This window comes from Marivirga sericea (genome assembly GCF_900177665.1).
Classification (GTDB): domain Bacteria; phylum Bacteroidota; class Bacteroidia; order Cytophagales; family Cyclobacteriaceae; genus Marivirga; species Marivirga sericea.
Map to the genome: position 1 here is coordinate 243,166 of NZ_FXAW01000003.1, position 19,532 is coordinate 262,697.

General features: G+C 35.3%; 11 protein-coding genes. 4 read left to right on the forward strand and 7 right to left on the reverse strand.

The window, feature by feature from the left end; translation table 11 throughout:
- Positions 1-10: 10 nt before the first annotated feature.
- The 5 genes from B9Y84_RS08765 to B9Y84_RS08785 form a co-directional block, all read right to left on the reverse strand.
- Positions 11-1,138 carry a serine hydrolase domain-containing protein gene (locus B9Y84_RS08765; RefSeq protein WP_085516708.1) on the reverse strand — a complete coding sequence of 376 codons (1,128 nt, stop codon included), beginning with the start codon at positions 1,136-1,138 and terminating at the stop codon, positions 11-13.
- Between the two features lie 8 nt (positions 1,139-1,146).
- A complete protein-coding gene (locus B9Y84_RS08770; protein ID WP_085516709.1) occupies positions 1,147-1,899 on the reverse strand; it encodes a type 1 glutamine amidotransferase domain-containing protein in 753 nt (250 codons plus the stop codon).
- Between the two features lie 104 nt (positions 1,900-2,003).
- Positions 2,004-3,038: a helix-turn-helix domain-containing protein gene (locus tag B9Y84_RS08775; protein ID WP_085516710.1), complete on the reverse strand. Its 1,035-nt coding sequence runs from the start codon at positions 3,036-3,038 to the stop codon at positions 2,004-2,006.
- A 103-nt stretch (positions 3,039-3,141) separates the two neighbouring features.
- Positions 3,142-4,626, reverse strand: coding sequence for a serine hydrolase domain-containing protein (locus B9Y84_RS08780; RefSeq protein ID WP_139827991.1), 1,485 nt, complete (start codon positions 4,624-4,626; stop codon positions 3,142-3,144).
- Between the two features lie 900 nt (positions 4,627-5,526).
- Positions 5,527-11,589 carry a T9SS type A sorting domain-containing protein gene (locus B9Y84_RS08785; RefSeq protein ID WP_085516712.1) on the reverse strand — a complete coding sequence of 2,021 codons (6,063 nt, stop codon included), beginning with the start codon at positions 11,587-11,589 and terminating at the stop codon, positions 5,527-5,529.
- A gap of 352 nt (positions 11,590-11,941) precedes the next feature.
- On the opposite strand from B9Y84_RS08785, the gene B9Y84_RS08790 reads away from it, so the two are divergent.
- The 3 genes from B9Y84_RS08790 (at position 11,942) to B9Y84_RS08800 (ending at position 13,841) form a co-directional block, all read left to right on the forward strand.
- A complete protein-coding gene (locus B9Y84_RS08790; RefSeq protein WP_085516713.1) occupies positions 11,942-12,418 on the forward strand; it encodes a hypothetical protein in 477 nt (158 codons plus the stop codon).
- 96 nt (positions 12,419-12,514) lie between these two features.
- Complete coding sequence (locus B9Y84_RS08795; protein ID WP_139827992.1) at positions 12,515-13,138, forward strand: DUF6624 domain-containing protein; 624 nt, start codon at positions 12,515-12,517, stop codon at positions 13,136-13,138.
- A 178-nt stretch (positions 13,139-13,316) separates the two neighbouring features.
- Complete coding sequence (locus tag B9Y84_RS08800; protein WP_085516715.1) at positions 13,317-13,841, forward strand: PEGA domain-containing protein; 525 nt, start codon at positions 13,317-13,319, stop codon at positions 13,839-13,841.
- A 17-nt stretch (positions 13,842-13,858) separates the two neighbouring features.
- Here B9Y84_RS08800 and B9Y84_RS08805 read toward each other — a convergent pair whose 3' ends face one another.
- Both B9Y84_RS08805 and B9Y84_RS08810 read right to left on the reverse strand, forming a co-directional pair.
- Entirely contained in the window at positions 13,859-17,047 is a 3,189-nt protein-coding gene (locus B9Y84_RS08805; RefSeq protein WP_085516716.1) for an FG-GAP-like repeat-containing protein, read from the reverse strand.
- A 31-nt stretch (positions 17,048-17,078) separates the two neighbouring features.
- On the reverse strand, positions 17,079-18,380 hold the full coding sequence (locus B9Y84_RS08810) for a PorP/SprF family type IX secretion system membrane protein (protein WP_085516717.1): 1,302 nt from the start codon (positions 18,378-18,380) through the stop codon (positions 17,079-17,081).
- 193 nt (positions 18,381-18,573) lie between these two features.
- Here B9Y84_RS08810 and B9Y84_RS08815 point away from each other — a divergent pair, with 193 nt between their 5' ends.
- Positions 18,574-19,407 carry an outer membrane beta-barrel protein gene (locus B9Y84_RS08815; RefSeq protein WP_085516718.1) on the forward strand — a complete coding sequence of 278 codons (834 nt, stop codon included), beginning with the start codon at positions 18,574-18,576 and terminating at the stop codon, positions 19,405-19,407.
- Positions 19,408-19,532 lie beyond the last annotated feature (125 nt).

Genomic DNA, 19,532 nt, shown 5'->3' on the forward strand with positions numbered 1-19,532 from the left:
TAATTTTAAGTTATTTAAGATCTTTAAAGATATTTAGAGTTATTTTTTTAATAAGTTGATTAACTTCAGGGAAACTAGAATTTACGATAAATGAAATTCCAAAATCATACTTCGGATAAATGATCAACCAGTTTTGACTGCCATAAATACCACCGTGATGTTCTATATGTAAGCCATCTTCATCATCCATTATTTCCCAGAAGTAGCCAATCCATATAGAATTTGTGTCTTTATATAATTTACGGTGTGATTCTTTTACTACTGGGTTTTTAGTATTCAATTGAAATTTTATATAATTGAGTAAATCAATACTGTTCGATTTTATTCTACCTGCTGCACCCCAAAGCTGAATTGGTTGTTTAAAGTTGGGCATCAATTCTTCACTATCATTATATCCATTGGCTAATAACGCCCGCTTTTCCTGAGGTAGATTAATAAAAGTATTTTTCATCTTAGCTGGCTCAAAGAGATGTTTCTCTAACAATATGTTAAATGGAACATCATAAACAACTTCTAAAATGTATGCTAGCAGGTTGGGAGCTACATTAGAATAGGTGTATTCTCTACCTGGTAATCGATCTATTTTTAGTCTTTTTAAATCACTTAATAAAGAATCTTTTCGATAACTTGTTAATAAATATTGTGCTTTCCCATAACTATTTTTAGTGGCATCAGTGTATAGCTCAGGAATTCCTTTTACGTTTGAGGGCAAACCACTAGTATGTGTCAGTAAGTGTTTTATAGTTATTGGAATGCCGTCAAAAGTAAGGTTATTATATTCATCACCTAAGTGTTTTGTTATTGGGTCAGATAATTTAATTTTACCTCTTTTAACTGCTTTTGCTACTAAGTAGCCAGTCATAGTTTTGGTTACAGAAGCAATTTCATATAATGTTTCATTGGTTGGTGTATTTCCTTTTCCTTTATCCAATTCTCCAAAATGATTAATGTGACTTGCTCCTTTAGAATAAACTGCTATTGATACCGCATTGAATCTTTTATCTTTTAAAAATGATTGAACATGTTTTTTAACTGTCTCATATATTATTCTTTCTCTAGTTTGAGACTTGCAACTCAAGACTTGTGTAACTATTAGAAGTAACACTATCGAACTAATATTTCTTTGTGAAAATATCATATTATTAGCTATTTTTGGTTTTGAAGCATTTCAACAACTTTTTTGGCAACCGAAATTGAAGAAGAAGGATCTTGACCTGTCACTAATCTTCCATCTTCCTTAAAATAATTTGCATTTCTTTCTTTTGAATATGAAAACTCTCCTCCTCGTTTATTGATTGTTTTTTCGATAGAAAAAGGAAAGGTTTTATATTTTTTCGAATCCATATTTTCAAAAAAATCAGGATAGCCACTTATTTGTTTTTCTTCATATATATATCTTCCGTTTGATAATTTTAAATTTACAATACCTGCTGTACCGTGGCAAACCGTGGATATTATACCATTGTTCTCATAAATAGATCTTGAAATAGTTTGAATTTCTTTGTTTTCTGGTACTCCAAACATTGCAGAACCTCCACCACTGTAATAGGTTGCTTTATAACTTAATGGATTAATCTCGTTTGGACGAAGTGTGTTTTTAAACAAATACATAAAATCAGTATCGTTTAGATACTTTTTCTGAATTCTATCATTTTTACTTATGTACCCAATAGGAATAGCTCCGCCTTTTGGACTTACAAAATCTACTTTGTAGCCTGATTTTATAAAAATATCATAAGCCAAGACAATTTCAGAAAAATGATTAGAGGCAATTAAATTTGTACTCCCGTAAGTATGTTGATTAGATACTACAAAGAGTATTCTATCTTCCTTTTTTTGTGAGGTTTTACATCCTACAATAAACGAAATGATTAATAGAATAAATATTATTTTTTGCATACTGTTTTAATTTACCGCAATATGCAATCATTCTAATTTACAAAGGTTCTCTATTATAAAACCGAACTACCAATTTGTAAATATATACTCTTAATTCATCCTTTTTACCGTCTTCGTTTTTTGTATTGAGCTGGAGTAGTTCCCGTAATCTTTTTAAAAGTTGTAAAAAAAGTAGATTTCGAGTTAAAACCACAATCATAACCAATGGTTTCAATTGTATAAATATCATTTAAATTTATTAACTGCTTTGCCTCTTCAACTCTAAGTTCGTTTATAAATACTGAAAATGATTTACCTAAATTATCATTGAGAACTTGTGATAATTGATGAGAAGAAATATTTAGTTGTTTAGCAATATCTAGTATTTTTAAATTAGGGTTTTTGAAGAGCTTCTTATCCTTGATGACAGTTAATTTTTCTGTAATTAATTTTACTTCCTCTTTATCAATTTTTCTATTCTCGTATTTTTCTTTTTCATCAAAAAATAAGGAGTTTTTATCCCTTCTAAACAACCAGAGTAAAACTAAAAGGTAAAAAACAAATGAGAATGATAATGCTCCAACAATGTAAGATGTATAAGAACCTATATTATATGAAAACCAAATAATTGATACTCCTGCAAAAATATTCAATAACCAAACTTCATTCACATTAAGCTTTATATTTTTTGAGACTACTTTTTTTAGAATATGCTTTAGTTGAAACGCTGTTAAAAGAATATAAATAAACCATTGAAAATAAATTCCCTTAACTAAGAATTTGGTCCACAATTCTCTATTGTCTAAATATGGATATACAATTCCTAATATAATCACTATACCGAAAGAAGGAATTATGTGAATCCACCATTGTTTAGCTTTTTGTGGTTTTGTTTGAGATAAGGTATACAGGTAAAGTATAGGCCCAATTAATACACATGCAGTAAGCCCTATTTGTATAAAAGCACTAAATATATTTGGATTAAAAAATAAGAATACAGATTTGGCAATTCTTATACTCACGACCAGCATTAATAGCGCTAAAAAGTAATTTGAAAACTTTTTCCTTTTTGCCACAATAGCAAAGTAGAGGGTTAATAAAAACCCATTAAATGCCCCTAAAGCACTAAAAAAAAAGATGAGTTGGTTTTCAAAATTCATGTTTTTTCAAGGATTTCAACTTTTCGTAAAGCCATTCTTTTGCAGATTCTCCAGATTTTGATTATGTTGAACCTAACGACTATTTACTTTCAAAAAAGTAGAGTCAATTGTTTTCTTTTTTAATTAAAGGTATAGTTACTGCAAGAGTATCAAGGGAATCCCTATATATGATAAAGTTTATAGCCTGCCCAGTTTCATCCATTTCCAATTTTAAAAAATTTGGGTAGTCTATGATTTTAAAAACATTGTCACCAAGATATACCATTTCACTTTCTTTAGTGCCTTTAAAATGCTCAAAGAAAGGAGACTGAACATACAAGCGATTGTTTTTGGTAATAATGGTAGTTTCAAAACTCTGCTGATATAAGAAATCATCATATGTACCAACTAATGCATTCTGTAAATTTGTAGGTAAGGGTTTAATATTATCGCGAGGAATTACTTTTCTCCACTTCATAATTCTTAGTAGTGTATTCCTTGTATAATCAATTACAGGAAATCTATTTGCTTTTTCACCATTAGCAAAAATTACAAACCCATTCCCGTCTTCTATTGTTGCAAATACATCACCACCAACGCCAGTATTTGAACCATTACATTGAAACCAATTGTAATTATCATATCCAAAAGAAAGTTGCCAGCCCAAGCTCCAACCACCAACAGCGTCTTTTAAAGCTGCAATTTCAGTCGTTTTTTTGGCAACTTCATGGCTGATTAAAGTATTTCCTTTATTTCTCAGCGCATTTTGAATCTCAATAGTCAATTTCGCTAAATCGGTAGGTGTTGACCACATACCAGACGGAGCTACCTGAGGAGTAATAGGCAAACCTGTTTTTATTACATTTCCATGTTCGTCATGCACCTTGGCAACATTACTCAAAAATCCTTTCTCATTAGGTTGAATCATGCTAGAATTTACCAAGTTTAATGGATCAAAAATATACTCTTTAGCCAATTCAGATATAGTTTTTTTAAAATGATCTTCTAAAGCCATTTGAACAATTACATAACCACCGCCACTATATTTCCAACTTGTTCCTGGTACAAATAGAAACTCAATTTCTTTATCATTATATCGTGGAAGCTGTCCCTTTAAACTTTGAACTATCGATGGGATGGTATCTCCTTCATAATAATCGGCAAAACCGTGTTGACTTGTGCCAGCTGTATGGGAAAGTAAGTGTTTCCAAGTTATTTCAATATCAGAAGTAAACTTGCTTTCAGGTAACTGCCATCTCTTCAAGTATTTTTCTATGGGTTCATCTAAGTTGATAAGTCCTTTTTCTTCTAAAATCAAACATAGTAACGCAGTAACAGGTTTTGATATAGAGGCTGTAGAGAAGGCAGTATTTTCGTCTATTTCTTCTTCATTGTTTGCTGCTTTTACTCCCCACTGTTGCTTATGTACTATTCTATAATTCTCAAACACAGCAATACTGAAACCTCGTAATTTATGCTCACTTAGTTTTGTTTGTATATTTAAACTATCGCTAATAAAACTAAAATCTTTAGCTATAGAAGGTCTGTCCTTGTAATTATTACAACTTGTATTTATAACAATTATTACTATAAAGTAAATTTTATTCATGGTTTTGATTATACTATTAGAACGATCTACTATCACTTTTGTCACATGCTTTCCTTGCTTTCAATTTAATATCGAGCACTACACAACACTAATAATAGTGGATATCAAGATTGCATTATATTAAAAACTTATATTGTTTGTTAGTTATTAGTGTTTTATTATTCTGTTTTACAAATTTAATTAGTTTTTGCTCGTCATAGAATAAAAAAAATAGATCTAGCTGGTTAATATGTAAGCTCCAGCTTTTATATAAATGATGACATCCTAATTGCAGGCACAAATTTATTTACAAAAAATCTCTCTAGTTTTAAAACTACCGATTTCTATGCAACTGAGAATAAGAAAGAACAAATAGAAGTTGAGATAGAAATCGATGTTGTAGATGAAGGGATTTCGATTAATTCTTTAAATAAAAACTAACTAAAGCTACAGCCATTACAAGCTGACCTCGATCTGTGGGGCAGACACTAGTGTTTTTTAATTGACTTTTTCTTTCTAGGCTGCTTTTGTTGATTGGTGGAGTAGCCTAAACGAAGGTTAGCATGAATTAATAATATCTCAAGAATTAACTGATAGCCATCAGATATTGAACTATCCTACCTCTTTCTAAAGCCAAATTATAATCTTCGTTGGTGAATTCAAGAAGGTAGATGAAAGGCTCTTTTTCGGCTTTAATCAATTCTTAATTACTGATAACCTGAGTTCACTTCTTAAAAATTGATAAGAAATACCAATCAAATATTCGCTTCAATATTTAAAATACCCATTCAATAAAAAACACTTGCCCCACATTTCGAGACAAGTGCTTCTTAGACCTGTGACTATCGGGAGATCAGATCAACCCTAAATTTGAAAACTCTACAGAAAGTACTTCATCTTGCCATTATAAAGCTTCTCAGATTAATTTTTAATAATCTTAACCATGCTCTGTTTTCCACTGTCAAATCTCAAGTAGTAAACCCCTTCTTTCAAGTCGGTCAAATCTATTTTTTGTCTTCTAGCTGTTGACAGCTTTAAGGTCTTCACTACCGCTCCATTTGCAGAGATAACGGAAACTTCTTGCTCAGTCCCAGTGTAGCCATTCAAATTCAGTTCTCCATTGGTTGGATTTGGATATAAGTTGAAGTCAATTTCAGCATCATCATTTCCTAAGACGGTGTTGATATCAAAATTCACAACACCACTTTCATTTAAATAAATGACAAGGCTGATTTCTGAATTCTGCTTATCATATGGAAGTTCAAAAGAGGTGGCCTCTTGTTCTAGCCCTGGAATATCAAGTAGTAAGTTATAGTCTCCTTCAGGAATCTCAGCCATATTGAAATCACCCAATTCGTCAGTTACGGCAACTCCACTTACTCCACCTGTAGACTCATTCAATAAATACACAATCAATTCGCCTATTCCCTCGCCACCTGTCGCCTTACCTAAAGTTATACGTTCATTAGATGAATCCTCTGATTTTACTACTCTACCATTAATCCGGCCATTTCCATTATCATTTGATGCTGAAGTCTTTTCTTTCATATATACCTTCAGGCTCATGTCATTATCAACCCTTAACACTGAAGCATCCTTATGAAAATGCGTATTGGCATAGTAGGTTGGGAAAACATCAGAAGTAGCACTTCCTAACGGTATAATTTGTAAAATATACTCACCTGCTCGAACATTAGTAAATTCCAAATCTCCATTAGAGAATTTCTTTCTTTGAAACATGCCTCCATTTTTTAGAAATAGCTTAGCTAGTCCTTCCTCCAGAGCACTATCATCTGGTCTTAATATATCAACTGAAATATCATAAGATCCTAGCACGGTGACTGTCCTTTCAACTTCAGCATAATTCAAAGTGTCATTCCCAGCCTGATATGCTTTTATAGTTACTTCTGATTCCCTTGTTAATACCAACTGACCATTAAGTATACTTGCAGATCCACTTTCTACAGAAAAGCGAACTGGGAGCCCGCTGGAAGAGCTTGCTTCTAAAGGATATGGAGACTGATCTTGGTTTAGCGTATCTGGAAGATTAAAGGTAATCGTCTGATCTTCTTTTAAAATAGGCGCTTTAGTCACAGTCACTTCCCAGTTTTGAAGGGTTGTACTATCTCCAGCAGTTACAGTATAAACAACAATCTCTGTAAAATCTCTAGCCTCTTCCATGTTAGGACTAATAGATGCTTCTTCGGAAATTTCAATTTCTGGAACTACACTTGTTATATCTGTCAATCCTTCCACTTCAATTTCAACTGTATGCTTTGTCGTATCAATAACAGCCGCAGAAGTACTATTAGGTAAACTAAAACTCAAAATATCAGTGGAGGTATTGGGGTTAGTAAAGATCTCAATACTTAAATTGACACTACATGCTGATGTGGTATCTATTACCTTAATTTCGTAAACGCCCGCAGTAAGATTAGTTATCTCTAATTCACTTAAGCCAGTGTTAAAAATTTTATAGGCCTGCTGATTTAAGAAAACCTCATAAGTGCGGTCAGCTTTATCAACTCCTATGCTTATGCTTCCATTAGCTACCGAGCCATAATCCTCATTTACTGTAGTTAAGATACTTGCAGAAAATGTAGCTTCATTAACTACTTCAATCGTAACTGGATCTGTTAAGCAATTGTGTGTATTATGAAATGCTTGTACGGTATAAAAACCAGCTTCCAGTTCGGCCAAAACATTACCGGCCTCGGAGAAATCGGTTGAATCTTTAACGGTTGTCCCTTCATACCAATAGAATGTATAATCACTTTCTGAATCTAAATCGACATTAGCTGCAATTCTACCATTAAAAGGTGAACAATAATTTACAGGACTAGCACTTGCCGTCAAATTAGGCTGCACTATATTATTAATAACCGTTACTCGATCTGTAATAAAACAGCCGGTATCATCATAAGTAACTTTTACCGTGTATTCTCCTGCCCCTAAACTACTCAACGCAAGCGAATCGCTAATAACTGGACCCGTGGCACCGACCCCTGCAAACCATTCTACTGTGTGTTCTGAGGCCTCCCCTACTATCGAAACTGTCACTGTTCCATTAGGCTGGCTGGGGTCACATGAATTATTTTCCGTGCTCGTTGTAGCAGCAATTTCCGGAGAAAGCGTTTGTTCAACAACCACAGTAACAAGCGCTGATTCGCAACCACTGACATCATTGGTAGCCTTTACGGTATAACTTCCAGGTGGCAAATTATTAACCGTACTTGTGGTATAATCAGCTGTTGGCTTCTCACTGTTTCCGATATACCATTCAAACGTATAGCCTGTGGTTTCACCACCTACCGAAGCTGAAACGATTCCAGTACCGGTATCAGAACAAGCAATATCAGTTGCTGTAGCTGTGACTACAGGAGTAGCAGTCTCTTCTGGCACTTGCGCAGATTCAATCGTTTGACAGCCAGTTGCTTTCTCTGTTACTAAGACAGTGTAAGTAGCTGACTCTAAATTATTTGCAATGTGACTATTACTGATTTGCAAGCCTCCACCCACTGTATTTCCTTCATACCATTCGTAGTCAAAATTTCCAACAGGTTCGCCCCCATTAATACTTATTGTTAATTGTCCGTTTGGATTTAAACAATTTGAATTTCCGTTATCAACAGTAATAGCCGCCTCGAGATTTTCAGCAGTATCGTCAATAACAACTTGAATAGTGTCAGAACTACATCCGGCTAATTTATCTTTTGCAAAAACAGTATAAGTTCCTGCACTCAAACCTGTGTAAACAGCACCTGTATAGTCCGGTGGGCCATCAACGGTTGTGCCATTGAACCAAAAGAAATCATAATCGGCCGTTACCTCAGCACCGCTCACTAATCTAAACACCCTTGCAGAACCATTGGGAGCTAGGCTACTGCCATCGGAAGAGCAAGTTATATTATTAGTTTTCTCCGTTGAAAGTGCAAATGGAATGGGGTATATACCTACGGAAGAAATATTATTAGTATAATCACATTCTAAAAAATTTGAATTAGGGAAGCTAATAGGAGTTGGAGTTGTTGAGCCATTATCATTTAAAACAACATATAAGGTGAAATTCCCTCCCGATCCATTTACTGAGAGATCAACAGCAGAAGCAACCTGATCAACATCTAAATTACTTATTGTAACTAGTTCGGTATTTAATTTATTGGTTCCAGCAATTAAAGGATCGCCATCATAAAATGTGATCGGGACATCTCCTGAAAATGGAGCGCCTCCTATATTTTTAAAATCGAAGCTCACTGCAAACTGTTCATCCGGGCAATTTGGAGGAGTCAGAAAGAAACCCCTTGATAATTTCAAATCAGGTGGAGTATTATCTTCTACGCCTACAAAAGAATAGACTGAACAACTATCTAAGGATTCATCTCCAATAGTCTCAATTGTGTAATCTCCTTCGCTTAATCCAGAAAAGGTATAACTTGATTGACTTGCAATGCCATTCTTCGCTGCAATTGGGTATGAGCTTACATCACTCCCTTCATAAAGCCGAATTATATAATTTGATTCATCTACATCTGGTAAAGACACTGGGTTTAATTCCATCGTAATTTCACCATCTGTTTGCCCATCACAAGAGGTGATATTAGTAATTGAGGTAATATCTATCTCCTGTGAATCAGCAAAAGGAAGATTAAATACCGCTTCATTTACACAACCATTGTCAATATCAGTTGCAACAACTGTATAAAGGCCAGACGTTAAATTAATGGCTTGAGAGATATTTACTCCCGACTCTGTAAAAAATGGAGTTCCAGTAGCTGCCGATCCTTGAAACCATTTAAAATTAAAACCAGATGTATTATCAGATGAAACAGCCTCAACTTCTAGTTGACCATTACTTTCGGAGCAAGATGTTGGTAAAGATATTATAGTTTCACTTTGAGTGATAGATGTAATAGTTTGACCACTTACTTCCAATAATGCGATATTATTACTGTAATCGCATTCTAGAAAATTGGTAGTTGGGAAACTAATTGGTGAAGGAGTAGTAGAACCATTATCATTTAAAGCAGCATAAAGTGTGAAATTTTCAGCTTGTCCATTGACTGAAATATTCTCTGCAGTAAAAGTTTCTCCAACTGAAAAATTACTTAGCGTAATCAATTCAGTATTGAGTTTATTAGCATCTGCCACCAATGGATCACCATCATAAAATGTGACTGGTATTTGTCCGGAAATAGCTACATCTCCATTATTTTCAAACTCAAAGCTTACCGTAAAATCTTGTGATGAACAGCTAGATGAATTAATTGCCAAGCTTGGTTCAATAAGATTCAACTCTGGTGCTGAATAAGCATAACAACCATCAGAAGTAAGCAATGGCGCTTGATTTAGAAAGTTATTTAATGGTCGATTGGGGCCTGATGTGCAAACTCCATCTGAAAACACTAATTGATGCTTTTGCTGATTTTGAGGTACAGTCAAATCATCATTGATATTCACGTTAAAATAGCCATGTTGATTCCATACCTTTCGGGACGGTACCCATGGTTCGCCTCCTGATTTATAAACTCTAACCTCAGCTGGAGTGCTCAAATCTAAATTTCTTCCTGGTGTCCCTGGTAAGTGATTTTCACTAGCACAAGTCACACAGATTTCTGTTGAGCCATCGGCATCCACATCTGCGACTATTGGATATTCCACTGAAGTTCTTGACCGACAATGAATTTGGGTGTTCACACTACCATCATTTCCATTCATAATATATAAGTAATCTTCATCACGATAAACAATTTCTGATTTGCCATCCCCATTAAAATCAAAAAGAGTAGCACCTGTTATTCCTGAAGTTTCTTCATTTACAACTACGGGTGCTGGATCTCCAAATGCATCAACCCATAATGGTTCCCAATTTTCGTCTAAGGCATAAAGGAATTGTCCGGAAACAAAAGCAGCATTTAACTGACCATCGCCATCTAAATCGGCTATATTAACTCTACCCATTCCTCTTTGCCAGCCAAATTGATAAGTACCAGTACCTATAGGGTCATTAAAAACCTTTGCCGTATTGTTGATTACATCCCAAAAGAACACACTGGATACGTTTCCTCCATTAGCACCCGTGATGATAACATCAAGATTTCCATCTAAGTTATAATCAGCTATTGAAGTGGTTGAACTTTGTGCAGAAGCAAAACTATTATTCTTTGTTTGATATGCGGAAGGCATAGTAGCCAGCAGCGTTAAGGTACCCACATCCTGCGTTCTTCCATTAAGTTCTACAGCATAAATTCTATTACCCAATACTAATTCCAAATCAGCATCACCCACTATGTCAACAGCTACTCCGCCACTAGGGATATTATTCCAGTTTCCTGTAGTGGAAGCTACTATTCTGGTTCCCGTAACTGGGTCTCTAATTTCATCTTTATAATACATTTCTGCTTGACCATCTCGATCAAAATCTGCGAAACTTACAAATACAGGATCTTGATTAAATCTCTCAGAAACCCATAATTCATTTAATTCGCAGTCGAAAGATCTAATCCTATAATCACTACCGCTATTTTCGTTTATAATAAACACTTCTCCACAATTGTCATCTTGCAAATTTGCCATTGCCGCTGATCTGAAGGAAGGGTTATTGGTAGTCGCCTGATGCTTGATAGTGGCATCGTCACCATTCAGAAGGAAAATTCTATCATCATTTCGATTAGTAGATAGAATATCAGGAATACCATCTCTGTCTAAATCTCCAATTGCTATTCTACTTAAATTTAAACTAGCATTATTATTAGATTGGTAGCCTAGGGAAAGCGTAAATTGTGGAAAAATGCTTGGCTCAGCTACACAAGAGGCATCATTTCCCATATAAAAGCCATCACAAGCAGCATCGGATATACAATCTCCATCAAAACAATCGATAAAACCATCTCCATCATTATCAATGCCATCATTGCAAATTTCTTGGGCGTTGCTAAAGCTGATAAAAAATAAGGGCAGAATCACTAAAAATAAAGTCTTCTTCAAGGCTGTGGTATTTTATGAATAATAGGAATTTAAAATAAGTCGCAAAGTACTAAAAACTTAGGATAACGGCTTCACTATTTGAAACTAATATGAAAGAAATGAGAAAAAATTGATTCTATAAAGTACATCAGTACCTTTTCTCAAATTTATTCGCAAATTAAACTGCACTCTTTGTCTTCTTGACTATTCCTGTTGATGCAATTTATTTCTGGGAATCAAGGAATAGAAATTCTGGATAAACTAAAATATAGTAGTCTGCTTTCATCGAATTTACATAGACCAAAAAAAATCAGTCCAACAGTAGCATTTCAAGCAAAGATTGTTTTGGTTGCTTATTCTAAAACCAAACTAAATGAAAGCAGCTACATTAGCAGAAATCAAAAAGGAATTAAAGCATCGATCAGAGGAAGAACTGCTCAATTTATGTTTAAACTTAGGCCGATTTAAAAAGGAGAATAAGGAACTGCTGACCTACTTGCTATTTGAAGCTTCCAATGAAGAGGATTACATACGGTCTGTTAAAAGCGAAATTGACCTACAATTCCTGGATATAAACAATCAGAATTACTATTGGATGAAGAAAACAGTCCGAAAAGTATTGCGGAGCACGAGGAAACATATCCGATACTCCAAAAAGAAGACGACAGAGGTTGAATTGCTACTATATTTCTGCCAGAAAATGCTTGAATTAAAGCCCTCTATTAAAGAAAATATTGTTTTAGATAATTTGTATGAAAGATTGCTTATCTCTATTCGTAAAACTATAGCTAAAATGGAGGAAGATTTGCAGTACGATTATAATCTTCAGCTTGATGAATTGCTGGATTAAATAAATGTATACTTCAAAGTAAACATTCTTCTTTTCTTATATAATCTTTATACATTTAGTTCATGATTATTAATGTAATTTATAGAAGCAGATGCCATGCGTAGAATTATGCCACTTTTACTCCTAATTCTTTTCAGTTGCAATACAGAAAAATCACTTAATACCGAGAAGCTAGCAATTGAGCTAGATAGCATTCTGGTGGTTGATCAAAAATACCGTCTGCAAATGCAAGAGGTTCAAGAGGAATACGGATGGAACTCGCCTGAAATGGGGGAACTTTGGAAGAAACAAATGCAAATAGATCGTTCCAATTTGGAGCGAGTAATTGAAATAATAGATCAAGTGGGAGGATATCCAGGTAAGAGTTTAGTGGGGAATTCGGCTAGTAAATCGACTTTCTACGTGTTACAACATGCTCCTGATATTATACAAGAAAAGTATTACAATCTTATTGTCGCTGCAGCTAAAGAAAATGAGCTCGATAAAAGGTTAGCCGGTATGTACCAAGACCGATATCTAATGCATCGGGGTGAAGATCAACTATTTGGAACCCAAATAAGATCAGAATATGAAACAGATTCAATTAGCGGGGAACGCTTTGAAAAAACATTTGTGTGGCCCATTGCTGATACTACTCGTATTGATTCTGTTCGGATGGTAAATGGGTTAGGTCCTTTAGAAGACTACTTGAGCAGTTTTGGATTGAGTCGCTGGGATTAATATAACAGGATACGATAGCCCTTTAAAAGAGTCAAAAAATACTAACAGAAACGATTATAATGGAAATCTGAGTGAATTTAGTAGGATAAAGGCAAACAATATCACAAACAACTATGATAATAGACACAAAATTTGTTCTACTCTAGCAAAAAACTATCAACACTAAATATTATCAAGTATGAAAAAAGCGCTCACTATTTCGATTTCAGTCCTATTACTTATTAGTACCAGCTGTGCGACACTTTTTACAGGTACTAAGCAAAAAGTAGCTATAGATTCCAATCCACAAGGCGCTGAAATAATAATTAACGGCCAGCAGATGGGTGTAACACCCGCAACAATAAAAGTGGATAGAGAATTAGACGCCTTACTCTACGGTGGCAAAGAAATACAATTTAAACTCGCAGGCTATAAAAACTTTGGCTATATATTGGATGCAAGGTTGAATACGGTCTCCATTATTAATTTCTTCAACCCTATATTTTGGGGAATAGACATAGCCTCGGGCGCAGTTACCAAATATGATGATTACTATAATTTTAGGTTAATGCCTTTGGAAGGCAAAAAGGCCAGTCCCTACACCACGAATAACATGGGTAAGTACGAAAAACTCGTCAAACTGAAAAAATTACTTGAAGATGGTGTAATTACTCAAAAAGAATTTGAAAAGGAAAAAGCAAAAATTCTTGAAGAAGAAGAGTAACTAAACAATTGAAAATGCTACCTCAGCAAGGTAATGCTACCAGATTTTGCTATTCCAGTCCCTTCGCATTTGATAACGTAATAATATACCCCATCTGGGATAGGGCTACCATTGGCGGTTCCTTCCCAGTCATTGTTGTAGGGTTTTGCTTCATAAATTTTATTCCCCTGTTGATCGTAAATTTCGACTCCGCACTGCGAAAAATTTTCAATATTATCTATTTCCCAGAATTGTGCTATAGCATCGTTATTTGGGGAAAAGAATCTCATAGGAGTAAGCCGATCCCCAATATTACCTTCTTCATTTACCTGAATAACAATTTCCGCACTTCCAAAACACCCATTTTCATCTTGACCTTCTACTCTAATGGTAGTAGTAGCCGATAAAGCAATTTCTATCTCCCCCTCTGTAAAGCTTAATTGCGTAGAATCTGCAGTCCACTGAAAATCAGACAGTCCTGAAGCGGATATAGTGACCGTATCGCCTTGAGTTATAGCCATACTCGATGCCGTCAATGTCACATCAGGCAAAGGGAATTCTTGAACTGAGATTTCAGTAATACCCTCGCAACCGTTCGCATCTGCTACGGTTACAGAATAAGTGCCTCCTTGATCTACTGTGATGGTAGGACTCGTCTCTCCAGTATCCCACCGGTAGGATTCAAATGTCCCATCGACCGAGAGAACCACATTATCTCCTTCACAAATAGACGGTGCAGAAGCAGTAATTTCTACACTGAGCCCTCCATTGACCACAATCTGCTTTGTTGATTGCGATGCACAAGAAGAAAAACCATCATAAGAGATTTCCAAAACTACATCGTAAGTTCCGGCGGTGTTGTATACATGCGTTGGATCTTGATCTGATGAAGTACCTCCATCTCCAAAATCCCAACTAAATTGAGCAGTTGCTTCATCGGCTATTACTGATTCATTTGCAAAAGCTACTGGCGTTGAGATGCATGCAGTAGAAGGCAATGTAAAGTCTACTTGAGGCTCTTCTAAAAATGCTACTGCAAGCGTATCAGAATAAATCTTCGGGCAGAAGGTATTGACTTGATCAGTAATTTCTACAAAATAATTGCCCGGATCAGTAGGATTGAAAGTCTGGGAAGTTGCTCCTGAAATCACTTCACTGCCTCTAAACCATTGAAAAGTATAATCACTATCAGCGGGTGTCACTGTGAGACTAGCCGTTTCACCAACACAGTAAGTCCCCTCTCCTGCTTGATCAATAGAAAAGTTAGGGCTGGAAATTACATCAACTGTAATGCTTTTGGTTTCAATAACGCAAGATCCTGAATAAACATCAAGATAAAAACGACCCGCTGTGTTCGAGTTAAAATTTTCAACATCTATACTAATACCTGTCGCACTGAAATCTTCAGGGCCACGCCATTCATAGGTGGTTGCTCCAACATCAGTAGATGTTAAAGTAAGGGTTCCTCCGGTACATACCGGTGCATTTGAAGTGATATCGGCACTGGGAAGAGCTGCAGCAGAGGTAATTGAAACTTCCACAGCTTCTGATGTTTCGATGCAATTTCCCTCTTCTGAAAATAATGAAACTGTATAACTTCCTGATTCAGCAGCATCATTCAGCTCAAGGAAATTATCAGCCCCTGATTTTACTGTGGTTCCATCTTGCTTCCATTCAAAAGTGACTCCATCTAAATCTTGGGCTTCTAATCGTACCGGATTTCCAATACATGCATTGATGGGGCTCTCTGGAGTAATTACAGGTACTATACATCTTTTATTTCTAAGAATGGAGATTTTTGATGCTGGAATATTGTTACTTTCATCGTCCACACTAGAAAAAACAATATCAGGCTTACTATCACCGTCCAAATCTGCCACTTTAATATTTCTATTAATGAATTCAACAGGTAATGAAACTTTGGAGAAAGGCAAACCACCTGACCCATCGTTATTCAACACATTTACGGTTTTATCAGGTCCAGTGTTAGCAACAATTATATCTACGTTTCCATCACCATCTATATCACCAAAATCTAATCCCCATGGTCTAAGGTCTGTCGCCAAATTTTGAGCAGAAGAAAATTGCGGAACTTCACCAGTGCCAGTAGTTTCATTTACAAAAACTGCTACGGAAGAACTTAAAAATAAAGTGGCGACAATATCGGGCCTGTTATCCTGATTGAGATCCCCTACCTTAAGATTGACAAGAGTTCCACCCGTACTAAATTCATTAAAGCTACTAAAAGAGAAGTTACCAGGACTACTTTGATTACTCGCTATAAAAAATCCACCACCGTCTGTGAGGAACTGATTAGTAATAATATCTGGTTTACCATCTCCATTTAAATCCTCTACATCTAAACCTGCAGTTCTTTGAGCATTCTCAACTATGAGCTCTATTATGTCCCCACTAAAGGAAAGAGTTCCTGCTGCAGAGGTATTTTTAACGATATAAATTCTATTACTTTTTTGATCAGAAACCACTAAGTCAGGCTTTCCATCAAGGTCCATATCCTTAATAACTACTCGCTTTGTGGAAGAGCTATTAATGGGGATAAATTGTCGTGTGAATGATAGGTTACCTTCTGTACTAAAATTCACTAAAATGATAAGCCGATTGCCATCATCCCCCTCTGAAAATACCACTTCCGGCTTACCATCTCCATTCAAATCTCCTGTAGTACTATTTAAGCTTGGAGTACCCAAGTTCAAAGGGGTTTCTACAAAACTAAGGTTATTTGGTGTGCTAATATTTCTTAAAATAGTAGCGGAATTGGAATTGGAATTTGCTCCAATTATATCGTTTTTCCCATCACCATCCAAATCACTAACGCTGACATCATATAACCCACTTTCTGCAGAAAAATCAATTTGAGGACTGAAATTGGAAGCTTCGACCCCCTGTTCTCCCCCATAGCTAAGCATAAAGTGTTCACTACTGTAAATAAGACCTGTTGTAGAATTTAAAATGGTTATATTATCGTAAGTGGCACCATTTGGCACCGTAGCTTCAATTAATTGGTCGCTAACATTAATAATCTCTCCTTCTACACTTCCGAAAAACACTTGATCAGCACCTGTTAACCCCACACCTTTGATATCCACTATTTGACCTGAATACCCCTCTTTTGGAGTTACAGACTCTATGACAACATCTTGTGCAAGTGCTTGATTTGCGGCCACTATCAGATAAAAAAGGAAGAGATATTTTAATAAAAGTTTCATGATTTAGATTCTTGAATGGATCTCGCTTTTGCTATTCCATATCTACAATAATAACCTTAATATTTTTAAATTTCGTTAACTCCTCTGCTGCCTTTTTATCTTTGTAGGCATCTCTTCTAGAGAAGGTTTCATAAATATAAACGTAATATACTCCATTTTGCTTATTGAAAAAGATATCGGATGTTATGTCTTCATCCTTTTTCAAACTCTTCACTAGGCGGTCAGCTGAATTGAAATCCTTAAATTCCTTTACAACTACGTAGAATTTCTTCTTTTGATAACCGTCCTCATTTCCACCGTGCTGTACATCTTTACTGGAAAAGCGCGGTGCACGTTCTTCAGTTCTTTCAAGCGTTTTTAATTTAGGCCTTTCTACCAGCTTCTTTAGCTTATCACCTATAGTTAAATTAAGTTGGATTTCGTGAGAACCACTAGTAAAACCATTCACCAGTTTACTGGACGGCTCATAGGCGTAACTGAACGCTAGCTTTTGCATTTTAAATCCCACCATTCCTGACATACCGTAATTAAGTCTATAAGAGCCGCCAATCCAGAAAATCTCGTTAAAATTCAAGGTGCTAAGCAATTCTATTCTTTGACCAACAAATTGCGAGTATTGATAAAGCGCATAAATTTGCAAAGGGGCATAGGCATCTTCTAGTTTAACGGTTCTTTTAAACCGACCATTTCTCCTTGTCACAAGCTTATTCTCCATGGGTTTTTTAAAATAAGCCATCACCGTAATTTCATCAAATGGGGATACTTGAAAAGCTTCAAAATTCTGGCTGTTGGCATATTGTGGCTTGAATAATCGCGGTAAAGATGCTCCAAAGTTAATTCCGCTTGAAGTTTCTAATTTAAATCCGACATTGGAGATAGGCTGAATATTATTATTAAGGAAATTATTAATTGCTGGGTCATTTAAATCTTGAATTTGAGTGATGTCAATGCTGTTGGCTGTAAGTCCTCCAGATATACCAAAATGAAAAGAAGAATTTTTGGTTAAATTTATTCTGTATGAATAAGTAGCTAAAAAATCAGTAGTAGTTAAAAGTCCACGATCAAAATTCCGAAGTGTGGCTCCAAGTCCATATTTCTTATAGTCAAACGGAGATTCAAAAGTTAAGGTAGTAACTACTGGAGCTCCCTCTACTCCTCTCCATTGCTGACGATGATTCAAAGAAACAGTTCTAAAAGGATAAGCAGCTGCTTCGGCTGGATTATATAAATATGGAGTTAGATAAAAATGATTATAAACAGGTAGCTGCTGCGCTATAGAGGGAAGCTCAAAAACAAAAATAGAAATTAATAACGCAAAGATAAACTTGAACATAGAAAGGGGATCACTTTTATTCTTTCCTTCTGTAAATGATTAAAGAACTACTACCAGCACAATAAAAGGCAATATATTAAATACATATTCAATTAACAGCATATGAATTAACAAATATAAAAATATTTTTAAGCAATTATTAAAGGATAGTGTACACATTTAATTACTTTTAACGTTGGAAGCATGCGTATTTATGTATAGACGACTTAATATTAACAACAATCAAAATATAATATTCTTGAAACCCATCGCTATCTTTCTATTAATTGCCATTTTATCAGCATTTAATGCAAAGTCTTTAAGAGCGCAAGTTCTGATTGGGGCTAAAACAGCCGCAAATATATCGTGGATGCGATACGAGGACTTTGATACTGAACAATTTGAAAAAAAACCTGCATTTGGATACAGTGCTGGAATAACGGCCGCTTACAAGGTACAAAAAAGGTTTTTAGTTCAGCTTGATATCATGTATACCCAAACAGGAAAAAAAATAGATGGAATTAGTGGCCCTTCATTTAAGAATTATGCTAAGTACCATCATTTGAATACTCCAATCGTATACAAATTAGATTTCAAAAATGCTTTATTTAACAGAACGTTCAAATGGTATGTGGGGGCAGGTCCAGATGTGAACTTTTGGCTGGGTGGAAATGGAATCTTGCAGTCTGAAGAATTAAGAGAGGAAGCTATTGAGGAACTTGATTATAAAATTATTTTTAAAGACGTGCCAGCAAATCCTGAATATGGAGGCTTATATTATCCTGAAGTAAATAAAGTACAGGTGGGTTTAATTCTTTCAACAGGTATAGTGCTGGAGCCCATGCCAGGTTACTCACTGATGATTGATATTAGATATAAATGGGGTCATAGCTACATGGCAAGAGAGGACGCACAATTCAGTAATGTTATAAGCTACGAGGACAATCTAAGAGCAAGAAATCAAGCTTTAGAGATTTCAGTTGCTTATGTTTTCGACATTAAAAACAAAGGTAAAAAGGAAAAGAAGATTTATTATAAAAATCAATAGCTTTGGCCTAATATTTAGCACATTGTTAGACTGAAACACTATCTTTGAAGATTCTGCCGAATGAATTTTACCTTCGATCAAGTTCGTGTAGTTAGAAGGTGCTTGGTAAAACTTAGCAATATAAA